Below are 21,950 nucleotides of genomic sequence, written 5' to 3'. Positions count from 1 at the left end.
GATCGGGGGCTTTTCAAAACCTGAGGTCGACTGGATATCTCAGGTCGGTGTAGTTGGAACATCCAACTCGGTCAGTCCCCTCTCCCTCTGGGAGAGGGTTAGGGTGAGGGCTATTGGCACCGAAGCGCATACCGCCCAGCCAACGCCTGAATCTTCGGATCTACAGCACTCGCCAACGTCTGACTCGCCACCCGCAGAAAATTCAGATTGCCGCCGGCCAAAGCTTTCTCAAGCCAATCGACCGCCTCATCAATCCGCCCCTCATCCGCTAAAACTGCAGCGAAACTGAACTGCCCACGAAAATCCCCACCGTCGGCCGAACGCCGATACCAATCGCGCGCCGCAACCGGATCCGCCGGGCACACCAGCCCTTCTTCCAGATACCGCCCCAGCAGATTCATCGATTTCGCATGGCCCAGTTCAGCCGCGCGGCGATACAGCGCCAGCGCCTGCAGATGATCCACCTCCACTCCCCGCCCGGTCGCGAGCAGATTGGCGAGGTTGTACATCGCCCAATCCAGTCCGGCCTCCGCTGCAATCCGATAATGCTGCGCAGCAACCGACGCATCCGCCACGCAACCCCAACCATGCTCATGACAACGCCCGAGCATGTTGCGCGCCATCAGGTGCCCACGCCCGGCAGCGATGCCGAACCAGCGCAGCGCCAGCGCTTGATCCTGGGCGATGCCTAGGCCGTCGAGCAGGATTTGCCCAAGCAACGCCTGTGCTTCAACTTCACCCTCGCCCGCCGCTAGCAAAATCGCCTGCGCGGCACGGGCCGGGCTTTCGGCGAGCATGGAGCTGAGTTGTTCGCCGTCGAGGACTTCTTCACGACGCAGTTGAAAACTCATACCTCGACCCAGCGACGGAGCAAGTTGTGATACGTGCCGGTGAGGCGAATCAGTGACGGGTGATCAGGCAGATCTTGAGTCAGTTGCTGCATCGCCCCGTCCATCTCGAACAACAGCGCGCGCTGGCTATCTTCACGCACCAGACTTTGTGTCCAGAAGAACGACGCATAACGCGCGCCACGCGTGACCGCGTTGACCTTATGCAGGCTGGTGCCGGGGTACAAAACCATGTCGCCGGCCGGCAACTTCACCCGTTGCGTGCCGAAGGTGTCCTGGATCTCCAGCTCGCCGCCGTCGTAATCATCGGGCTCGCTGAAGAACAGCGTCGCCGACAGATCGATGCGCACCCGCTCGATGCTGCCCTTGGGTTGGCGCACGGCGTTATCGATGTGGAAATCGAAACTGCCACCGGCCGTGTAACAGTTCACTAACGGCGGGAAGACTTTGTGCGGCAACGCGGCGGACATGAACAGTGGATTTTTCCACAAACGCTCCAGCATCGCTGCGCCGATCTCTTTGGCCAGCGGATGGCCTTCGGGCAGCTGCAAATTGTGCTTCGCCTTGGCCGACTGAAAGCCGGCGGTGATCTTGCCATCGGCCCAATCGGCCTGCTCTAGCGCCTCACGAATGCGCTGCACTTCGTCTTTTGCGAACAGTCCGGGGATGTGCAGCAGCATGGCGATGTCACCTGATGGCAAAGAGGCGGCAATGGTATTGATTCTTATTGACTGTGTAAAACCCGAGAGACGAATGAACTGGCAAAAACCGTAAGGTTAAATTGTAAAGAATGTAAATTCAGTGCGAATAACAATGTTTCGCAATTGATACGAATACTTGTTTAACCTATATTCCGCCGCCTCAAATCCTTGGGGAGGGGAATAAAAATGGCACGTCAACACGCACAATTACCGGTCAGTTCACCACGTCTGCTCGCCTCTGCAATCGGTGTGGCAATCACCGCCGGTTCCGCTGGCCAGATGGTGTTCGCCGCTGAAAAAACCGACAGCAAAGCCACCGGCAATGCCATCGCCCTGGACGCCACCGCCATCACCGGCGAAGCGCAGGACTCAACGTCCTACCAGGTCGAAAAAGCCTCCTCGCCCAAGTACACCGCGCCGTTGGTCGACACGCCGCGCTCGGTCACCGTTATTCCGCAACAAGTGCTCAAAGACACCGGCGCCCTGAACATGCAGGACGCGCTGCGCACCGTGCCGGGCATCACCTTCGGCGCCGGTGAAGGCGGCAATCCACAGGGCGACCGTCCGTTCATTCGTGGTTTCGACGCGCAGGGCGACACCTACCTCGACGGCGTGCGCGACACCGGTTCGCAAAGCCGCGAAATCTTCGCCGTGGAAAACATTGAAGTCAGCAAGGGCCCGAATTCCGCCATCGGCGGTCGTGGCGCGGCAGGCGGCAGCATCAACCTGGTGAGCAAGAAAGCGCACCTGGGCAATTCGTTCGATGGCGGCTTCACCTGGGGCTCCGACCAGACTCAGCGCTACACCCTCGACGGCAACTACCAGTTCAGCGACACCGCTGCTGGCCGTCTGAACCTGATGAGCCATGAGAGCAACGTCGCCGGTCGCGACAAAGTCGATTACGACCGCTGGGGCATCGCCCCGTCCCTGGCGTTTGGCCTGGGCACCGACACCCGCGTCAACCTCGACTACTACCACCTCGAAAGCAACGACACCCCGGACTCGGGCGTGCCGTACACCATTCCGGCCGGCGGCTCCGCTGCACGCACCAAGTCCAATCCGGACAAGCCTTACGCTGGCGGTGACCACAGCAATTTCTACGGCCTGGATCGCGACTTCCGCAAGGGCCGCACCGACACCGCGACCTTCGCCATCGAGCATGACCTGAGCGACTCGCTGACGATCAAGAACACCCTGCGTCACGGCACCAGCATGCAGGACTACATCCTGACCCAACCTGACGACAGCAAGGGCAACGTCAACAATGGCAGCCTCTGGCGCCGGGCCAATACTCGGGTGAGCAACACCGAGACCACCACCAACCAGACTGACCTGTTCGGCAACTTCTACGTTGCCGGCTTCAAGAACAGCTTCTCCACCGGTGTCGAATACACCCGTGAGGAAAGCCAGAAGTCTTCGTACAACGTCAACACCGACACCACACCGCGCACCACTAATGTGGCCGCGAGCAGCAACTGCACGCCGTCGATGATCGGCGCGTCGAGTAACTACAACTGCACCTCGCTGTCGAACCCGAACCCGAACGATCCGTGGAACGGCGCAATTTCGCGTAACTACGCCGGCACCGACACCCAGGCCAACACCTACGCGCTGTATGTGTTCGATACGCTGGAGCTGAACGAGCAGTGGCTGGTGAACATGGGCCTGCGTTACGACCACTTCGACACCGACTACAAGACCTACAACGCCGCTGGCACCACCACGTCCAAGGGCGATGACACCAGCGAGTTCGTCACCGGTCAGTTCGGCGTCGTCTACAAGCCGGCGGAAAACGGCAGCATCTACGCCTCCTACGCCACCTCGGCCACGCCACCGGGCAACACCTTGGGCGAGGGTCAGGAAGGCAACCCGTTGGGCGGCACCCCGGATCGCAGCGGCAACCTGCTGAGCAGCGACATGGAGCCGGAAACCACCAAGAACTATGAAATCGGCACCAAGTGGGATCTGCTCAACGATCGCCTGTCGCTGACCGCTGACATCTTCCGCACCGAGAAAGAAAACGCTCGTGTGCAAGTCGACACCACGTCGTACGAAAACGCCGGCAAGACCCGTGTGCAAGGTGTCGAGCTCTCGGCCAGCGGCAAGATCACTGACAAGTGGCAAGTGTTCGCCGGTTACGCCTTCATGGACAGCGAACAAGTCGATGGCGGCCCGCTGGGCAAAGCCAACGACGGCAACGAACTGCCTAACACGCCAAAAAACAGCGCCAGCCTGTGGACCACTTACCAGGTCACGCCGAAGCTGACCATCGGTGGCGGCGCGTTCTACGTCGACGACGTGTACGGCAGCGTGGCCAACACCACCATGGTTGACTCGTATGTTCGCTACGACGCAATGGCCGCGTACAAGCTGACCAAGAACGTCGACCTGCAACTCAATGTGCAGAACCTGACCAACGAAACCTACTACGACAAAGCCTTCTCGACCCACTTCGCCAACCAGGCGGCGGGCCGTACGGCACTGTTGAGCACCAACTTCCACTTCTGACCGATGTGGAAACCTGTGGGAGCGAGCCTGCTCGCGAAAGCGCTGGGTCAGTCAAGTAGAGGCTGACTGACACGACGCCTTCGCGAGCAGGCTCGCTCCCACAAGGTATGCGCCGCAAGGCTTGGCCCCGTTCATTCAATTGAACGGGGCTTTTGTGCGTAATAAAGAACGCTTCTCGATAACCCACGGCATAATGCGCGCCGTGAAGACAATTTCCGAATGGACGGCGAGTGACGTGTTGAAGAAAACCCTGTTCCAGTTGCACTGGTTTTTTGGCATCACCGCAGGCCTGGTGCTGGCGTTGATGGGCATCACCGGCGCGGCCTATTCGTTTCAGGACGAAATCCTGCGGGCGCTGAATCCCTCCGTCCTGCAGGTAGAGAAACAAGTCGCCGGTGTCTTGCCGCCCGTCGAACTGGTCGAGCGTATCGAAGCCACATCCGGCAAAAAAGTCTCGATGCTCTGGGTCGAAACCGACAGCGGCAACGCGGCGAAAGTGTTCTTCACCCCGCCCAAGGGTGAACGTCGCGGCGAGATGCGCTACTTCGATCCGTACACCGCCGAGTTCATGGGCGACGCGGTCGGCCAGGATTTCTTCGGCCTGATGCTGCAACTGCACCGCTTCCTCGCCATGGGCGATACCGGGCGCAACATCACCGGCGCCTGCACGCTGATCCTGCTGTTCTTCTGCCTGTCCGGCCTGTACCTGCGCTGGCCGCGTCAGTGGCATAGCTGGCGCGTCTGGCTGACGCTGGACTGGAAGAAAAAGGGCCGCGCCTTCAACTGGGATCTGCACTCGGTGGCGGGCACCTGGTGCCTGCTGGTCTATCTGTTGCTGGCGCTGACCGGGTTGTCGTGGTCGTACGAGTGGTACAACAAAGGCCTGACCCGACTGCTTTCCGACTCGCCACAAAACGAGCGCGTGCGCGGTGGTCGCGGCCCGGCGCCGGAAGGCCCGGCACCGATCGCCGATTACGCAGCGATGTGGAGCAGCATTTACAGCGCTGCCGGCCCGGGTCTGGCGGCGTACAACATCCGTATGCCGGCCGTCGCTGGCCAACCGGCGACCGTGTTCTACCTGCTCGACAGCTCGCCGCATGATCGCGCGCTGAACCAGATCACCCTCGACCCGGCCACCGGCATCGTCAAACGTGTCGACCGTTACGCCGACAAGAGCTTCAAGGCGCAATTGCTCACCAGCATTTATGCGCTGCACGTCGGCAGCTATTTCGGTCTGGTCGGGCGGATCATCATCACCCTCGCAGCGGTGTGCATGCCGCTGTTTTTCATCACCGGCTGGCTGCTGTACCTCGACCGTCGGCGCAAGAAAAAGCAGATCAAGGATGCCCGCCAAGGCCTCGCACAGCCGGGCGGCGATGCTTCGGCATGGCTGATCGGTTTCGCCAGCCAGAGCGGGTTTGCCGAGCAACTGGCATGGCAGACCGCCGGCCAATTGCAGGCTGCCGGACTGCCGGTGAAAGTGCAGCCGCTGGCGAATGTCAGCGAGCAGGATCTGCGTGAATCGAACAACGCACTGTTTGTGGTGAGCACGTTCGGCGACGGCGAAGCGCCGGACAGCGCGCGCGGATTCGAGCGCAAAGTGCTGGGCAAAGCGGCAACGCTCGACAGTCTGAATTACTCGGTGCTCGGTCTCGGCGATCGTCAATATCAGCACTTCTGTGGTTTCGCCAAACGCCTGCACCAATGGTTGGCGGAGCACGGCGGCAAGACATTGTTCGCGCCGGTCGAAGTCGACAGCGGTGATCCCTATGCCCTGCGCCACTGGCAAACCCAACTTGGCCTGCTCACCGGCCAAGCACCGGTCGATACCTGGCAAGCACCGAGTTACGACAACTGGACGCTGGTACGCCGCGAACTGATGAACCCGGATAGCAGCGGTGCGCCGGTTTACTTGTTGGGCCTGAGCGCACCGAACACCAGCAGTTGGCTGGCCGGTGATCTGGTCGAAGTGCTGCCGCGTAACTGCCCGTGGGCCATCGAACACTTCCTCGACGGCCTCGGCATTCGTGGCGAAACCACTGTGAAAATCAACGGCCTCGACGAGCCGCTGGAAGTTGCGCTGGCCTCGCGGCAATTGCCCGAGCACCGCGCACATCTGGTCGGTCTGCATGCGCAATCGCTGGTCGACGCGATGGTGCCGCTGGCCATGCGCGAATACTCGATCGCCTCGATTGCCGCCGACGGCGTGCTGGAGTTGATCGTGCGTCAGGAACAGCATGCCGACGGCACCCTGGGCATCGGTTCCGGCTGGCTGACTGAGCACGCGCCTGTGGGCGGCAGCATCAGTTTGCGGGTTCGACGCAACAGTGGCTTCCATCTGCCGAACGAACCAGTGCCGATGATTCTTTTGGGCAACGGCACCGGCATCGCAGGACTGCGCAGCTTGCTCAAGGCACGGATTGCCGATGGTCAACAGCGCCAGTGGTTGCTGTTTGGCGAGCGCAATCGTGAACACGATTTCCTCTGTCGCGCGGAGCTGGAAGAGTGGTTGATCAATGGTGATCTGGAGCGGCTGGATCTGGCGTTTTCGCGGGATCAGGCTGAGAAGGTTTATGTGCAGGATCGCTTGCGTGAGTCGGCTGCAGAGTTGAAGAAATGGCTGGCGGACGGGGCGGTTATTTATATCTGTGGCAGCTTGCAGGGAATGGCTTCGGGGGTTGATCAGGTGCTAAACGATATTCTTGGTGCCGCCGAAGTCGAACGCCTGATTGAGCAGGGCCGTTATCGGCGTGATGTCTATTAAAGAGCCCCTCACCCTAACCCTCTCCCAAAGGGAGAGGGGACTGACCGTTAGAGATTCACGCAATACGCCGACCTGAACGTCCTCTGCCGAATCCATAATCGACACGGTCTTCCAGGTCGGCGTACCTCTTTAGACACCTCCGTCGGCCCCCTCTCCCTCCGGGAGAGGGCTGGGCGGGGTAAAGACCGGGTACATCCTTTACGTTTGAGACCGGGGACATGGTTTACAGGTATTAATCATGGTCAGGAGGTGCTGACCATGCCCTGGAATCAAGAGTCCCCAATGGATCAACGAGTGAAGTTAGTCAGCGACTGGCTTGGCGGCAGTTACACCAAGAGCCAATTAAGCCGGCGCTATGGTGTCAGCCGTCCAACCATCGACAAGTGGCTGGAACGATACGCAGCGTTAGGCGTAGATGGCTTGAAAGAGCAATCGCGCAAGCCGTTGAGCTGTCCTCATCAAACGTCCGACGAAATCATTGCCACGCTGCTGGCCAAGAAAAACGAACATCCCGATCGGGGACCCAAGCAGATCATTGATCGCCTGCGCGATTCCGATCCGCATATCCAATGGCCGGCGGCGAGTACCGCCGGGGAGTGGTTGAAGAAAGCTGGTTTGGTGGTGGCGCGACGGCCCTATCCCCCGCGTCCCCGTGCTCCAACGCATTTGCGTCCGGTCGACGCGCCCAACCAGACTTGGTGTGCTGATTACAAAGGGCAGTTCAAAATGCAGGACGGCAATTGGTGCTATCCGCTGACCATTACCGATCAGATGAGCCGCTTTTTATTCGTCTGTCGCGCTTTGCCCAGTACGCACGGAGCGCCGACGCGGGAAGGCTTCGAGTGGGCTTTTCGAGAATATGGGCTGCCGGATGTGATCCGCACTGACAATGGCGCTCCTTTCGCATCGACAGGTCTGGCGCGACTTTCGAAGTTATCGGTTTGGTTCATCAGGCTTGGAATCCATGTCGAAACGATTACGCCTGGCCGTCCCGACCAAAATGGTCGACATGAACGGATGCATCGAACGCTAAAGGCAGCAGTGCCACCGGCGGAAAACCTGGTGCGCCAGCAGTTGGCTTTTCAGGAATTCATCCAAGACTTCAACCACCACCGACCGCACACCGCGCTGGGTATGAAACCGCCGGCATCTGTCTATAGCCCATCGACACGCGCTTATCCTGGTTACTTGCCTGCGCTTGAATACAGTTCCGACGTTGAAGTACGCAAGGTTCGGTCAAATGGGGAAATCAAATGGAAAGGACAGCTGATTTTTCTAGGAGAGGCTCTAATTGGAGAGGACATCGCGTTGAAGGAAGTGGCTGATGACGCTTGGGAACTGTACCTTTGCAGCCACTGTTTAGGCAGGCTTGAAAGAGGCGCCAAACGCGTTTCAAGCCTGTAAAGGTGTAAACGATGTCCCCGGTCTAATTTGTAAAGGATGTACCGGTCTCTACACGGGCGGCGTTCCGATGAGGGTTAGCCTTTGATCTTTAAGCAGGCTGCAATTTTTTCTCGAAAACCGCCACCCCATTCAAATCCCGCAACACCACGCTCATCTCCCCACTCCCCCCTTCAATATTCACCTCGCCAAAAAACTGAAACCCGGCAAACGGCGAAGTGTTCTGCGCCGGCGGCGCCTTCTCGAACACCACCTCCGGGCCAAAGGTTTTATCCAGTGGATTAGGCCCGAAACTCCCGGCATTCAGCGGCCCCGCGACAAACTCCCAGAACGGTTCGAAATCCTGAAACGCCGCGCGGTCCGGGTGATAGTGATGCGCCGCGCAGTAATGCACATCCGCCGTGAGGAAGACGAAATTGCGCACCTGCTGCGCACGCAGATAGCCGAGCAATTCGGCGATTTCCACCTCGCGCCCCTGGGCCGGTCCCGGGTCACCGTTAGCCACCGCTTCCCAACGCGGGACACCCGGGCTGACCTCACCATCCGGCACGCCAAGGCCGATTGGCATGTCGGCGGCAATGACCTTCCACTGGGCTTTGGATTTCTTCAAGCCGCGCTTGAGCCAGTTCAGTTGCTCACGTCCCAAAAACGGTTTCGACGCGCCGAGGTTGTCGTCATTGGCGCCGCGATAACTGCGCATGTCGAGCACGAACACATCGAGCATTGGCCCATAGCTCAACTTGCGATAAATCCTTCCGCCAGCATCGGCAGCCTGCAAACGCATCGGCGAGTATTCCAGCCACGCCTTGCGTGCGCGCCCGACCAGGGTGTGGATATCTTTTTCCTGATAACGCTCGTCGAGCTGCTTGCCGGGCGACCAGTTGTTGACCACTTCATGGTCGTCCCACTGCCAGATCTGCGGCACCTCGGCGTTGAAGCGGCGGATGTTTTCGTCCATCAGGTTGTAGCGGTAATTGCCGCGATAGTCGGCGAGGGTCTGCGCGACTTTGCTCTTGGCTTCGGTGGTGAGGTTACGCCAGATGCGACCGTTTTCCGTGGTGAGCTGGGCCGGCACCGGGCCGTCGGCATAGATGGTGTCACCGCTGTGGATGAAGAAGTCCGGCAGACGCAAACGCATCGCTTCGTAGATGCGCATGCCGCCGATGTCCGGGTTGATACCGAAGCCCTGGCCGACGGTGTCGCCGCTCCAGACGAAACGAATATTGCGCCGCGCCGTCGGAGCGCTGCGCAGGTGACCGAGCCACGGCTCGCTGGCGACGCCGGTACGGGCGTCCTTGAAATACACGCGATAGAAAATCGCCTGATCGGCGGGCAGCCCGGCCAGTTCAACGCGGGCGGTGAAGTCGCTGCGGGCATCGGCCAGCGTCGAGACTACCCGGCGCGGGTGGCGAAACTGGCTGCGGGTGTCCCACTCGACCACCATATGCGCGGGGCGATCGCTGCGGCTCCAGATCATCGCGCGGTCGCCTTGCAGATCGCCGGACTGCACGCCGTCGGTCAACTGCGGGCGATCCTTGACCGACGCAATCACCGCCGGCGCCAGGCTTGGCATCAGCAGACCGGCACCAACGACTTGCATGACACGCCGGCGACCGGGGTTGAAATCGCTCATGGTGTTCTCCCTGAAAAAAGGAAAACTTAAGCACGCGATCATGAAACAGACATGACACCAGACACACCACAGAACCAATTGTAGGAGTGAGCCTGCTCGCGATATCGGTATATCTGCCAACATTCATGTCACTGACAGACCGCTATCGCGAGCAGGCTCACTCCTACAAGGGTTTTGTGTTGTCGGTCAGGCCTTCGCCGGTTCCAGCGCCAGCTCAACGGCCTCCGGGCGTTTGACCGTCGCATAGACAACGGCGGTCAAGAGGCTCCCCGCGACAATCGCCAGCAAATACAGCAACGCATGGTTGATCGCATTCGGAATCGCCAGCACAAACAAGCCACCGTGCGGCGCCATCAGTTTGCAGCCGAAGTACATCGACAACGCACCGGTCAGCGCGCCACCGGCGATGCTCGCCGGAATCACCCGCAACGGATCTTTCGCGGCAAACGGAATCGCCCCTTCGGAGATGAAACACAGCCCCAGCACGAAGGCAGCCTTGCCGGCCTCGCGTTCAGTCTGGGCGAATTTGCGCCGCGCAATAAATGTGGCGATGCCCAGGCCAATCGGCGGCACCATCCCTGCGGCCATGGTCGCGGCCATCGGTGCATAACTCTGCGACGCCAGCAGACCTACCGAGAACGCGTACGCGGCTTTATTGATCGGCCCGCCAAGGTCGACGCACATCATGCCACCGAGCAGCACACCGAGCAGAATCGCGTTGGTGGTACCCATGCTGTCGAGGAAATGCGTGAGCGCACCGAGCATGCCGGCGACCGGTTTACCGACCACGTAAATCATCACCAGACCGGTGATCAGGCTGGCAAACAACGGGATGATCAGAATCGGTTTCAGCGCTTCGAGACTTTGCGGCAAGGCGACATATCGACTGATAGCCTTGGCCGCATAACCGGCGATAAACCCGGCGATGATGCCGCCGATAAACCCGGCGCCCAGCGTACTGGCAAGCAAACCACCAATCATCCCCGGCGCCAGGCCCGGACGGTCGGCGATCGAATAAGCGATGTAACCGGCCAACAACGGCACCATCAACTTGAACGCGGTCTCGCCACCGATCTGCATCAACGCCGCCGCCAGCGTGCCTTCCTCCTTGAACGCGGTGATGCCGAAGACGAACGACAGCGCGATCATCAAACCACCGGCCACGACCATAGGCAACATGAACGACACGCCGGTCAGCAGGTGTTTATAGATGCCGGTTTTCTCTTGCTTGGCCGGTGCCTTGCCGTCACTCGCGGCGCTTTCCACTGCACCTTCGGCCAAGGCTTTTTTCAGCGTGGCTTCGGACTGCTTCAAGGCGATCCCGGTGCCGCAGCGATAGATCTTCTTGCCGGCAAAACGCTCGGTGGCGACTTCGATATCCGCCGCCAGCAACACCACGTCTGCTTCGGCAATCGCCGCTGCGCTCAACGGGGTTTTCGCGCCCACCGAGCCTTGGGTTTCGACCTGCAGTTCGTAGCCCAGACGCTTGGCGGTCTGCTGCAAGGCTTCGGCGGCCATGAAGGTGTGGGCTACACCGGTCGGGCACGCGGTGATGGCGACGAGGCGTGGCGCGCGCGGCGCATCAGCAACCGGTTCTGCCGCGCTGGCGACGTAAACCTCAGCCTCTTCAGCACCACGACGCAGCACCGCCTCGACATCTTGCAATGCCTGCGCCGGAGCAATCTGGAAAACCCGTTTGCCGACAAAACGCGTCATATCGACCGCGCCTGTGGCGACCAACAAAACCCACTCCGCCGCTGCAATGGTCGCCGCCGACAACTCGCGTTCCGGGTGCGCCGCATCGACCACTTCCACGCTGGTGCTCCAGCCCTGACGCTGCGCTGCCGCATCGAGCAAACGTGCGCACAGCACACTGGTGACCATGCCGTTCGGGCAAGCCGTAACAATGGCTAATTTCATGACAAACCCTCTTATTGTTCTGTCAGGGGACGCACGCGCACGCCCTGTTCGAGCTGCGCCAGTTGCGCCGCATCGTTGATGCCAAAACCGATCTGGGTCACCGCCATCGCCGCAATTGCGGTGGCCGTGCGCAGGGTTTGCTCGGGCGTATCGGCGCTGAGCAAACCGTGGAGCATGCCGGCCAGCAACGAATCACCGGCACCGACTGTGCTGGCGACGCTGACCTTGGGCGGCGTGGCATGCAGTGCCGAACCGACGCTGAACCAGTTCACGCCGTCAGCACCGTGGGAGATCACCACGTGCTCGATACCTTGCGCATGCAAGCGCGCCGCTGCCTGAGCCTCGGCCGCGTGAGAAACCACGTCGCAACCGAGCGCGTCGGCGAGTTCTTCAGTGTTCGGTTTGATCAGCCATGGACTGGCTTTCAAAGCTTCGCGCAATGCTGCGCCGCTGCTGTCGAGAGCGACTTTCAGGCCAAGTTGATTGAGCCGTTCGATCAATTCACGCAACCACTGCGCCGTAACGCCACGCGGCAAACTGCCGGCGACCACCACCGCATCGTGACCCGGTGCAATCTGCACCAGTCGATCGAGCAACGCTTGTTGCGCGGCGGCATCGACCACCGGTCCAGGGCCGTTGATGTCGGTGATGCGGCCACTCTGTTCAGCTACTTTGATGTTGCTGCGCGTCTCGCCCGGCACGCGGATAAACGCGTCGACAAAACCACGCTTGGCGAACAGGGTTTCGAACGCTTGCAGGTTGTCTTCACCGAGAAAGCCGCTGACCGTCAGTTGATGGCCAAGGTCGGCCAGCACTTGCGCGACGTTCACGCCTTTGCCGGCAGCGTGGGTGTGCATCTCGTCGCTGCGATTGACCTGACCCGCCTCCAGGCGTGGCAGTTCGACGGTGAGGTCGAGCGCCGGGTTGAGGGTCAGGGTAAGAATCTTGGCCATTACAGGGCCTCCACTAATGCGCGCACTTCGTTCGCGCTGCCCACGGCCAGGGCGTGTTGAGCAAGGGTTTGCGCCTGGGTCAGGCTGAGTTCGCGGATGCGTGCCTTGACTTCGGCAATGCTGCGCCCGGAGACGCTGAGTTCATCGACACCGAGACCGACCAGCACCGGCACCGCCAGCGGATCTGCCGCCAGCTCACCGCAGACGCCGACCCATTTGCCGTGGGCATGGGCCGCGCGCACGGTGATGTCGATCAGTTGCAACACCGCCGGATGCAGGCCATCAGCCTGCGCCGACAACGTCGGGTGACCACGGTCGATGGCCAGTGTGTACTGGGTCAGGTCGTTGGTGCCGACACTGAAGAAGTCGACTTCCTTGGCCAGTACCGGCGCGAGCAGAGCGGCGGACGGCACTTCAATCATGATCCCCAGTTGCAGATCAGCAACCGGGATTTCCAGGCGCAGACGTTCAGTCATGTCGCGGGCCTGACGCCACTCTTCGACGCTGCCAACCATCGGGAACATGATCCGCAGCGGACGGTTGTCCGCCGAACGCAGCAAGGCGCGCAATTGCGCTTCCATGATCTGCGGACGCTGCAAGGTCAGGCGAATACCGCGTACGCCGAGGAACGGGTTTTCTTCCTTGGCGATCGGCCAATACGGCAGCGGTTTGTCGCCGCCGACGTCCAGCGTGCGCACCACCAGCGGTCGACCGGCGAGACCATCAAGAACGCGGCGGTATTCGGCTTCTTGCGTGGCCTCGTCCGGCGCTTGCGGGTGGGCCATGAAAATCAGTTCGGTACGCAGCAGGCCAATGCCTTCGGCGCCCTGCTCCACTGCACTGATCACACCGGCGCTTTCGCCGATGTTGGCGAACACTTCGACCGCATGACCATCGGTCGTGTGTGCCGGTTGATGGCGTTGTTCGGCGGCAATTTTCAAGCGTTGCTCACGGGTGTCGCGTTCTTCGGTGGCGCGTTGCAGGGTCGCCGCATCGGCGTCGACGTGCAGGCGACCGCGTTGGCCGTCGAGCAGCAACGGTGTGCCCGGCGCCAGCAACAACACCGCTGCGCCAGCGCCGACCAGCGCTGGAATCCCGAGAGCACGCGCAACGATTGCACTGTGCGCCGTGGCGCCGCCGCGCGCGGTGAGAATCCCCGCCACGCGCGCCGGATCCAGCCGTGCGACATCGGACGGACCGACCTCGTCCATCACCAGAATGTACGGTTGCTCAGGCTCGCTCGGAGTTTGCACGCCACACAGTTGCGCCAGCACGCGACGACCGACGTCACGCAGGTCCGCCGCCCGTTCGGCGAGCAACGCGTCCTGTAGCGATTCCTGTTGTTTGGCCGCCGCTTCGATCACCGCCATCCACGCTGCTTCGGCGCTTTCGCCTTGCTTGAGGCGGGTGTCGACTTCATCGGTGAGTTCCGGGTCGTCGAGCATTTCCTGATGGGTGATAAAGATCTCGCGGATGGCTTTGGCTTTGCTGCGTTCGATCAGGCCCTGAATATCACTGCGCACGTCGCTGAGCGCTTGCTTGAGGCGTTCGCGCTCAACGGCGGCAGACTCGCCGCGCAGCGGGTAATCGATGGTTTGCTGAACCTGAATATGCGCAGGTCCGATGGCAATGCCAGGGGCTGCCGGGATCGCCTGCAACTGAGCGCCGGACGCCGGGGCGATCAGCACTTCGGCGATGTCGGCAATGACCTCGCGCTGCTGGCTTACGGCTGGCAGCGGCTCGACCTCTTCGCCAAGGCCTTCTTCGATCGCGGCCAAGAGTGCCGGCAAGGCGTCAGCGGCGACGCTTGGTTCAGCGATCAACTCCAGCACCTGACCGCGACGGGCGCCGAGGCTGAGCAGCTTGCTCAGGCTCTTCACCGACACGGCGCTGTCCTGGCTGTCGACGATGCGCACACGAATTTCGCCATCAAAACTCTTCGCCAGTTGCGCAAGGATCTTTGCCGGGCGCGCATGCAAACCATGGGCGTTGGCCAGGGCAATGCGTGCGCTTGGCCAGTCGGCGGGCAATTCACCGCCGAGCACTTCAAGGACTTTGCGGCTGCTGGTGGCGCGGCCCAGCTCATGGCCGCGACCTTCGATCAACAACGCGCAAAGACGTTCAAGCAACGCCTGATGCGCCTCGCCAAGGCTGGCCAGACAGAACAGACCGCTGAGCGGTTGACCGAGGTAGCGCATCGGTTTGTCCGGCGTCACGAACGCCAGCCCCGGACGCTTCACGGTTTGCTCGCTGTGCAGCCACCACAAGCCATCGCCCAGGGGCAGCGCTTCGACCTGCTGCAACACACCGGCAAAACCGTTGCTCACACAATCGGCCTGCCGTAACAGACGTGCACCACGCCAGACCAGTTCTTCGAAATCGTCAGCCGACACGCCGAGGCCGATCATCTGCGCATCCAGCGCCAGTTCCTGTGGCGCGCCTTGCAGCAATTTCAGCAGCGCTTCGGGGGAACTGGCACGACGCAGAGCCTGGCCCAGATCGGTCTCGCCGAGGGCGCGGGTCAGCAGTTGCAGCAGGCGCAGGTGTTCGTCGGATTTGGCGGCGATGCCGATGGCCAGATAAACGATCTGGCCATCGCCCCAATCCACGCCTTCCGGGAACTGCATCAGGCGCACGCCAGTGGCGAATACCTGATCACGGGTTTGCGGCGTTCCGTGGGGAATGGCAATACCTTGACCGAGAAAGGTCGAGCCCTGGGCTTCCCGTGCCTGCAATCCAGCGAGGTAACCGTCGGCAACCAGACCATCGGCCACCAGGTGATTGGCGAGCAGTTGCAGGGCAGCGGGTTTATCCACAGCCGATTGGCCCATGGATATCTGCTCTATAGTGAGCTCGAGCATGCGATCTCCTTTTTGGCGCTGTATGAGTGCCAGGTATTGTTTTGGATGGTTTGCAGCTTAGGCGCTTTACCGCTTTGCTTTTCAGCGGCAGTTTTGGCGGTTTCACGGCAGAACCGGCCAAAGACGTCTAAAACGTAGAAAATACGCTTGCTGAAACGTTTAATCTAGATTGATCGGCACGTTACTCGATAATGTCCCATCCTTGAAGTCCAACTTGTCGGATGCGCTGCGACAATAGTCGCCTGCCCTAATCGGGTAGGATTGGCGAAAATGTCGCGGCAAGCTCGAAAAAACAAGGAAATCCCGGGTTGAAACTCAGTGATATCGCGCGGTTGGCCGGAGTGTCCGTGACCACCGCCAGCTACGTCATCAACGGCAAGGCCGAACAGCAACGCATCAGCACCGCCACCGTCGAGCGGGTGCGCGCAGTGGTCGATCTGCACGGCTTTACGCCAAACCCTCAAGCAGCCGGGCTACGCAGCCGGCACACGCGCACCCTGGGCTTTATTCTGCCGGATCTGGAAAACCCCAGTTACGCGCGGATCGCCAAGCTGCTCGAGCAAGGTGCGCGGGCGCGCGGCTATCAATTGCTGATCGCCAGCTCCGACGATGCGCCAGACAGCGAGCGGCAGTTGCTGCAACTATTCAAGGCGCGCCGCTGCGATGCGCTGATCGTCGCCAGTTGCCTTCCGGCCGGCGATGACAGTTATCGGCAGTTGCAGGCCAAAGGTCTGCCGATCATCGCCATCGACCGCGTCATGGAACCCGAGCATTTCTGCTCGGTGATCAGTGACGACCGCGAAGCCAGCCTGCACCTGACCCAGAGCCTGCTCGATCCGCAACCGAAGCAGATCGTGCTGCTCGGTGCGCGCCCGGAACTGAGCATCAGCCAGGAACGTGCCGCCGGTTTCAAAGAGGCGCTGGCCGACTTCAAAGGCGAAGTGCTGGTCGAACACGCCGAATCCTTCAGCCGTGAGTGCGGCAAGCAATTGATGGAAGAACTCCTGCAACGTCTGGGGCATTTGCCGGATGCGCTGGTGACAACGTCCTACGTGCTGCTGCAAGGCGTGTTCGATGCGCTGCATGACTTCCCGCTGAAATCGCGGCCGCTGCGCCTCGGCACCTTCGGCGATACGCAGTTACTGGATTTCCTGCCGCTGCCGGTCAACGCCATGGCACAGCAGCACCAGTTGATCGCCGACAAGGCGCTGGAACTGGCCCTGGCGGCGGTCGAGCAGTCGGAGTACAAGCCCGGCGTGCAAGCTATCGCGCGGACCTTCAAGCAGCGTATTCACCGGGACTGAACCGTGGAGCTGATCGACAGCCACACCCACCTCGACTTCCCCGACTTCGACGCCGATCGCTTAGCGTTGCTCGCCGAAAGCCGCGCCCTCGGGGTGCGGCGGATGGTGGTTTTGGGCGTCTATGAGGGCAATTGGCAACGGATGTGGGATCTGGTGCAGAGCGATGTCGATTTGTACGCGGCATTCGGTCTGCACCCGGTGTATCTCGATCAGCATCGTCCTGAGGATTTGTCGGCGCTTGGTGATTGGCTGACTCGATTACGCGGTCATCGGCAGTTGTGTGCGGTGGGCGAGATCGGTCTGGATTACTTTATCGAAACCCTCGACCGCGAGCGGCAACAGGCGCTGTTCGAGGCGCAACTGCAATTGGCCGCTGACTTTCAGTTACCGGCGCTGATCCATGTGCGTCGCAGCCACGCGGCGGTGATTGCGACGCTCAAGCGCTTCAAGCTCAAACGCGCGGGGATCATCCACGCCTTTGCCGGCAGCCGTGAAGAGGCTCGGGAATACATCAAACTCGGTTTCAAACTGGGCCTCGGCGGCGCACCGACCTGGCCACAAGCGTTGCGCATGCATCGGGTGCTGGCGGAACTGCCACTGGATTCGATTGTGCTGGAAACCGATTCACCGGACATGGCACCTGTCATGTTTCCCGGTCAGCGCAACAGTCCGGCGCACTTGCCGGCGATCTGCGAGGCGCTGGCCGGACTGATGAATATCAGCCCGCAACAACTGGCGACGGCCAGTACCGCCAATAGCTGCCAAGTATTCGGCTGGTAATCAGTCGGCGTGCGCCTTGGCGGCCTCCAGAATCAGCGTCAGGTGTTGACGCTGGCGCGCGTAACGGACGACCAAGAAGTACACAAAGATCGTGATCAGTGACGCGTTCAGTTGCTCAGTGACGCTAAGTAGCCCCACCCACTCCATCACCAACGCCACCAGCAGCGCAGTGCACACCGCCAACGAAGCGCTGAAGCGCAGCAGCGCCAGTGAGTCGAGCGACTTGAAGCGTTTGATCTGTTGCGGGCATCGCAGCTCCAGCGCTTTCTGGCAATGCTCGCAGGTAAACGGTTCATTGATCGAGATGGCATTGAGCTGCCAGGGTTTGAGCAGCAGCGTGGTCAGGCAATGAGCACAACGGCCCCGCACCCCCAAGGTTGCGGCAGACATGAGCGACCTCCTCTACGCGAACGATTGGGTATGGATACTGGCTCATTGATGGGGAAATGCCAGAGCCTGGAGGGAAACAGGATTAGGCTTACGGTCGGAAGTGAAGAAGTACTACAAAGGGTTCTGACAAAACCCAAAACCCTGTGGGAGCGAGCCTGCTCGCGAAGGCGGTGTGTCAGGTGACAGAGATGTCACTGACAGATTGCATTCGCGAGCAGGCTCGCTCCCACAGTTTTCGTGCGTGCCTCAGACGCGGAACGCGCTGATCAGTTGTTTAAGCTCAACGACCTGGGCTGACAGCGCCCGGCTGGCATCTTCGGTCTGATGCGCACCTTGCGCCGTGCGCTCGCCGGCGCGGTTGATCTCGACGATGTTCTGATCGATGTCGTGGGCCACCGCAGTTTGCTGTTCAACCGCAGCGGCGATCTGCTGGTTCTGATCGACGATCATACCGACCGCACCAAGGATGTTTTCCAGCGCCTGCTGGACCTTTTCCGACTGCCCGACCGTGCCATTGGCCATCTGATGGCTGACGCCCATGGCCTTCACGGCCGCGCCGACACCGCCGTGCAGTTTGGCGATCATCTGTTCGATTTCTTCAGTTGATTGCTGGGTGCGTTTGGCCAAGGTGCGTACTTCATCGGCGACCACAGCAAAACCGCGCCCCTGCTCGCCAGCACGGGCGGCTTCGATCGCGGCGTTGAGCGCCAGCAGGTTGGTTTGTTCGGCAATACTCTTGATCACTTCCAGTACTCGACTGATCGCCTGGCTGTCGCTGGCTAACTGGTTGATCACCAACACCGACTGGTCGATTTCGCTGGCCAGCGCAGCAATGCTGCCCTGCTGCGACTCGACCAGGCCACGGCCACTGATGGTCTCGTCATTGACGCTATGGGCGCTGCTCACCGCTGCCGCCGCACTGCGTGCCACCTCCAGTGAAGTCGCCGACATCTGGTTCATCGCCGTCGCCACTTGCTCGATCTGCGTGCGTTGCCCGGCGACCGCCTGATTGCTTTGCGCAGAGACGTTTTCAACCTGCCCGGCCTGGCGCTCGACCTCAGCGACAGTCTGACCTACGCGCTCGATCAAGTCGTGAATCTTCCTCACCGTGCCATTGAAGACTTCGCCCAACTCGCCCAGCTCATCGCGGCTATTGGCCTTGAAGTTGACGGTCATGTCGCCGGCCGCGACCTTGTCCATCATCGCCCCGAGGCGTTTCAGCGTGGTGCGGGTCGAGGCGTAGAAACCGCCGTAGAGATAGAAGATCAGTACGAACACCACCGACAGCGCCACCGCCTGCAAGACCATGTGTGTGCGGTTCTGCGCCAGACGCTGCTGCAATTGCGTGTCGAGGAATTTGAGGGTGGCTTCGTTGAGCTGGTAAGTCCTGTCGATCAGCACGGTGACCTGATCGTAGAACGCCTGCCACGGCGCATCGAGGGTGTCGGCCATCACCACCTGCTCTTCGAACAGCTCGCTGGCCTGTTTCAGCGAGGCCTTGCTGCTGTCGGCCACCGTGCTGAGGGTATCCCGCGCGGCTTTGCTGGAGCCGAGGGCGTCCTGCAGTTTAAGCGCGTACTCGGCCTGGAGTTTTTCGATCTGCACCATCAGCTCATCGAAACGGGTGCTCGAAGAACTGTTGAGAAAACCCTGGCCCAATGAATACGAGCCCATGGCCCGGCCTTCACCGAGGGTTTGCGTGACGGTCGGCGTGATCAGGGTGACCAGTTCGCTGAGTTGACGGATATCGCTCTGGTTGTCGCGGCTCAGGCCGGCCTGGCTGGTGATGATCTGGCTGAAAATCTGCGCACTGGCGAGCAATTTGCCGATCAACGCACTTTTGCTTTGCAGCGAGTTTTCCGTTTGCTGGGCCTTGAACGCGGCAATCATTTCATCGCGTTTACCGTCGAAGACCTGAATCTGCTCGGGATCCTCGGTCATCGCCGTCAGCCCTTGCAGGCGCGCCAAAACGGCTTGTTCGAGGGTGGTTATCTGCGCCTCGACGTTGCCGGCCTTGCCGGACTGGCCGAGGGTGACGTTGATTTGTACCAGGTTATTGAGGGTTTCCAGATCCCGACGCAGGGCCAGGCTACTGCCCAGCAGATCAAGGCTTTGCAGCTCGACCCGAGTGCCCTGGAATTCGCGATAGGAATCGCGCACCAGATAAAAATTGGTCACCAGCATTGGCACCAGAAACAGCACGCTGATCAGGCTGAACTTCATGCCGAAGCTCAGACGGTTCATCAGCGAGACGGCGGGATAGAGCAAGCTCTTCACTGGAAGTCTCCCTTGGTTTTTCTTGTTTTTATTGGCAGGCGCGGGGCGACAGCAGATAGCCACTATCGATCGCCATCTCTGTATAGCTCAAATCGGAGGGAGGTTTTGTAACTTAAGGTTAACGACATCGCAGCCCGCGACACACAGATCTCCTCGTAGGAGCTGCCGCAGGCTGCGATCTTTTGATCTTTCTTGAAATCAGTGAACCAGAACCGTCCACAAGGCAAACCCGGCATACCACAACACCGCCGCGCGCAGCAGCAATTCCCACAAGCAATCGAGGGTGTTGATGCCGTCCGGCCCGACCACGGGAGGTGGAATCTCGCCCGCCGCCAGACCGACCCGGTTGATCAATTGCGCAGCGCTGATGTTCCAGTTCAGCAGTTCATGCAGCATCACCCGACTGACCGCGACAAAATTGCCGACCAGCGCCAGGCTCGCCGCCAACAAGCGCACCGGCAGCCAGTCAAAGGCATGCCGCAGTTGCGCCGCGCGCTCGACCAGCGCCGGGTTCTGGCCGTGCTCCTGCGCCAGCGCCAACAGGCGATACGCCAACGCCGCGACCGGGCCAAGTACGAAATACCAGAAGATCACCGCAAAAAAGCTCTGATAGGCCTGCCACAGCAGATGCCCCTGCACGCTTTCAAGCAACTGCTCGCCGCTGTCGGCGCAAATATCCAGATCACGCTTGGCCACATGCGCTGCGGCTTGCAAATCCTCACGTCGCCAGGCATCACGGAACGGCCCGAGACCGCCGAGCAAATCGCCGCGCCCCAGGCTGTAAATCACCACCAGCAAATGCACCGGCAACGCCAGCAAGCCGTAGGCCACAGGCTCCAATACCAATAGCAACAACGCCAGCAGCGCCACCGGGAACAGCACCAGAATCGTCAGCACCAGCCAAGGCTGTCTGGCCAGGCGCGTGCTGGTTTCGAGTTTGTTCAGTTCGCGGATCCATCCGCCATCGCGTTGAACCCGATGACGCAGGGCCGAAAACTTCTCGATCCACAACGCCAGCAGTAACACCAGAAAACTCATTGTCCTTCCTCTTGTGCCAGGGCCGCGCGGTAACGCGCCCAGTCGAATGCCGGGCCAGGATCGGTCTTACGCCCGGGTGCTATGTCGCTGTGCCCACAAATGCGGGCGCCGGTGATGGCCGGAAATGCGCTTTGCAACTGGCGGGTCAACGCCGTCAACGCCTGATACTGCGCGTCGGTGAACGGCAGATCATCGGTGCCTTCGAGCTCGATGCCCACGGAAAAATCGTTACAGGTTTCCCGTCCTTCGAAGACCGAGACGCCGGCATGCCACGCGCGCTCAAGACAGGAGACAAACTGGGTGACCTTGCCGTCACGTTCAATCAGAAAGTGCGCCGAGACGCGCAGGTCAGCAATCCCTGCAAAATAGGGATGTTCGGTGACATCCAGACGATTCTGGAAAAATTCCTGCACCTTGCCCGTGGCGAACTGCGCCGGCGGCAGGCTGATGTTGTGGATGACCAACAGGGAAATTTCGCCCGCCGGGCGCTCATTGAAGTTGGGCGATGGGCAGACCTGCACCCCGTGACACCACCCGCTAGCGGGATCCAACTGCATACCGATTCCTTCAAC

General features: G+C 60.6%; 15 protein-coding genes. 5 read left to right on the top strand and 10 right to left on the bottom strand.

Features of this window, described 5'->3' with window-relative positions; translation table 11 throughout:
- Positions 1–110 precede the first annotated feature (110 nt).
- Both J0G10_RS05245 and J0G10_RS05240 read right to left on the bottom strand, forming a co-directional pair.
- Positions 111–851, bottom strand: coding sequence for a tetratricopeptide repeat protein (locus tag J0G10_RS05245; protein ID WP_095049727.1), 741 nt, complete (start codon positions 849–851; stop codon positions 111–113).
- On the bottom strand, positions 848–1,528 hold the full coding sequence (locus J0G10_RS05240) for a Fe2+-dependent dioxygenase (RefSeq protein WP_220557780.1): 681 nt from the start codon (positions 1,526–1,528) through the stop codon (positions 848–850). The genes J0G10_RS05245 and J0G10_RS05240 overlap by 4 nt, the downstream gene beginning before the upstream one ends.
- Positions 1,529–1,735: 207 nt before the next feature.
- On the opposite strand from J0G10_RS05240, the gene J0G10_RS05235 reads away from it, so the two are divergent.
- From J0G10_RS05235 to J0G10_RS05225, 3 genes are all read left to right on the top strand, one after another.
- Positions 1,736–4,057 carry a TonB-dependent receptor gene (locus J0G10_RS05235; RefSeq protein WP_095125380.1) on the top strand — a complete coding sequence of 774 codons (2,322 nt, stop codon included), beginning with the start codon at positions 1,736–1,738 and terminating at the stop codon, positions 4,055–4,057.
- Positions 4,058–4,292: 235 nt separating this feature from the next.
- Positions 4,293–6,821, top strand: coding sequence for a PepSY domain-containing protein (locus tag J0G10_RS05230; RefSeq protein WP_095125438.1), 2,529 nt, complete (start codon positions 4,293–4,295; stop codon positions 6,819–6,821).
- A gap of 258 nt (positions 6,822–7,079) precedes the next feature.
- Complete coding sequence (locus J0G10_RS05225; protein WP_220557779.1) at positions 7,080–8,225, top strand: integrase core domain-containing protein; 1,146 nt, start codon at positions 7,080–7,082, stop codon at positions 8,223–8,225.
- 88 nt (positions 8,226–8,313) lie between these two features.
- On the opposite strand, the gene J0G10_RS05220 is transcribed toward J0G10_RS05225, so the two are convergent.
- The 4 genes from J0G10_RS05220 to ptsP form a co-directional block, all read right to left on the bottom strand.
- Positions 8,314–9,855 carry an alkaline phosphatase D family protein gene (locus tag J0G10_RS05220; protein ID WP_095049724.1) on the bottom strand — a complete coding sequence of 514 codons (1,542 nt, stop codon included), beginning with the start codon at positions 9,853–9,855 and terminating at the stop codon, positions 8,314–8,316.
- A gap of 186 nt (positions 9,856–10,041) precedes the next feature.
- Entirely contained in the window at positions 10,042–11,775 is a 1,734-nt protein-coding gene (locus J0G10_RS05215; protein WP_095049723.1) for a PTS fructose-like transporter subunit IIB, read from the bottom strand.
- A gap of 11 nt (positions 11,776–11,786) precedes the next feature.
- Positions 11,787–12,728: a 1-phosphofructokinase gene (pfkB, locus tag J0G10_RS05210; protein WP_093435812.1), complete on the bottom strand. Its 942-nt coding sequence runs from the start codon at positions 12,726–12,728 to the stop codon at positions 11,787–11,789.
- Entirely contained in the window at positions 12,728–15,589 is a 2,862-nt protein-coding gene (gene ptsP, locus J0G10_RS05205; RefSeq protein ID WP_220557768.1) for a phosphoenolpyruvate--protein phosphotransferase, read from the bottom strand. The genes pfkB and ptsP overlap by 1 nt, the downstream gene beginning before the upstream one ends.
- A 308-nt stretch (positions 15,590–15,897) precedes the next feature.
- On the opposite strand from ptsP, the gene cra reads away from it, so the two are divergent.
- Both cra and J0G10_RS05195 read left to right on the top strand, forming a co-directional pair.
- Positions 15,898–16,893 (top strand): catabolite repressor/activator, encoded by a 996-nt coding sequence (gene cra / locus J0G10_RS05200; protein WP_220557757.1) that lies wholly within the window; start codon positions 15,898–15,900, stop codon positions 16,891–16,893.
- 3 nt (positions 16,894–16,896) lie between these two features.
- Complete coding sequence (locus J0G10_RS05195; protein ID WP_095049721.1) at positions 16,897–17,673, top strand: TatD family hydrolase; 777 nt, start codon at positions 16,897–16,899, stop codon at positions 17,671–17,673.
- Here the strand turns inward: J0G10_RS05195 and J0G10_RS05190 are convergent, their stop codons facing one another.
- The 4 genes from J0G10_RS05190 to ampD all read right to left on the bottom strand — a co-directional run bounded on the left by J0G10_RS05190 (position 17,674) and on the right by ampD (position 21,935).
- Positions 17,674–18,063: a hypothetical protein gene (locus J0G10_RS05190; protein ID WP_095049720.1), complete on the bottom strand. Its 390-nt coding sequence runs from the start codon at positions 18,061–18,063 to the stop codon at positions 17,674–17,676.
- Positions 18,064–18,309: 246 nt separating this feature from the next.
- On the bottom strand, positions 18,310–20,340 hold the full coding sequence (locus J0G10_RS05185) for a methyl-accepting chemotaxis protein (protein ID WP_220557754.1): 2,031 nt from the start codon (positions 20,338–20,340) through the stop codon (positions 18,310–18,312).
- Between the two features lie 198 nt (positions 20,341–20,538).
- Positions 20,539–21,378 (bottom strand): regulatory signaling modulator protein AmpE, encoded by an 840-nt coding sequence (gene ampE / locus J0G10_RS05180; RefSeq protein WP_095049718.1) that lies wholly within the window; start codon positions 21,376–21,378, stop codon positions 20,539–20,541.
- Positions 21,375–21,935, bottom strand: coding sequence for a 1,6-anhydro-N-acetylmuramyl-L-alanine amidase AmpD (ampD, locus tag J0G10_RS05175; RefSeq protein WP_007915273.1), 561 nt, complete (start codon positions 21,933–21,935; stop codon positions 21,375–21,377). Before ampD ends, ampE begins: the two co-directional genes overlap by 4 nt.
- Between the last annotated feature and the right edge of the window lie 15 nt (positions 21,936–21,950).

The sequence above is a fragment of the Pseudomonas germanica genome (genome assembly GCF_019614655.1).
Classification (GTDB): Bacteria; Pseudomonadota; Gammaproteobacteria; order Pseudomonadales; family Pseudomonadaceae; genus Aquipseudomonas; species Aquipseudomonas neuropathica.
Note: the sequence above shows the minus strand (reverse complement) of the source record. Positions and strands in the feature narration are given on the sequence as shown.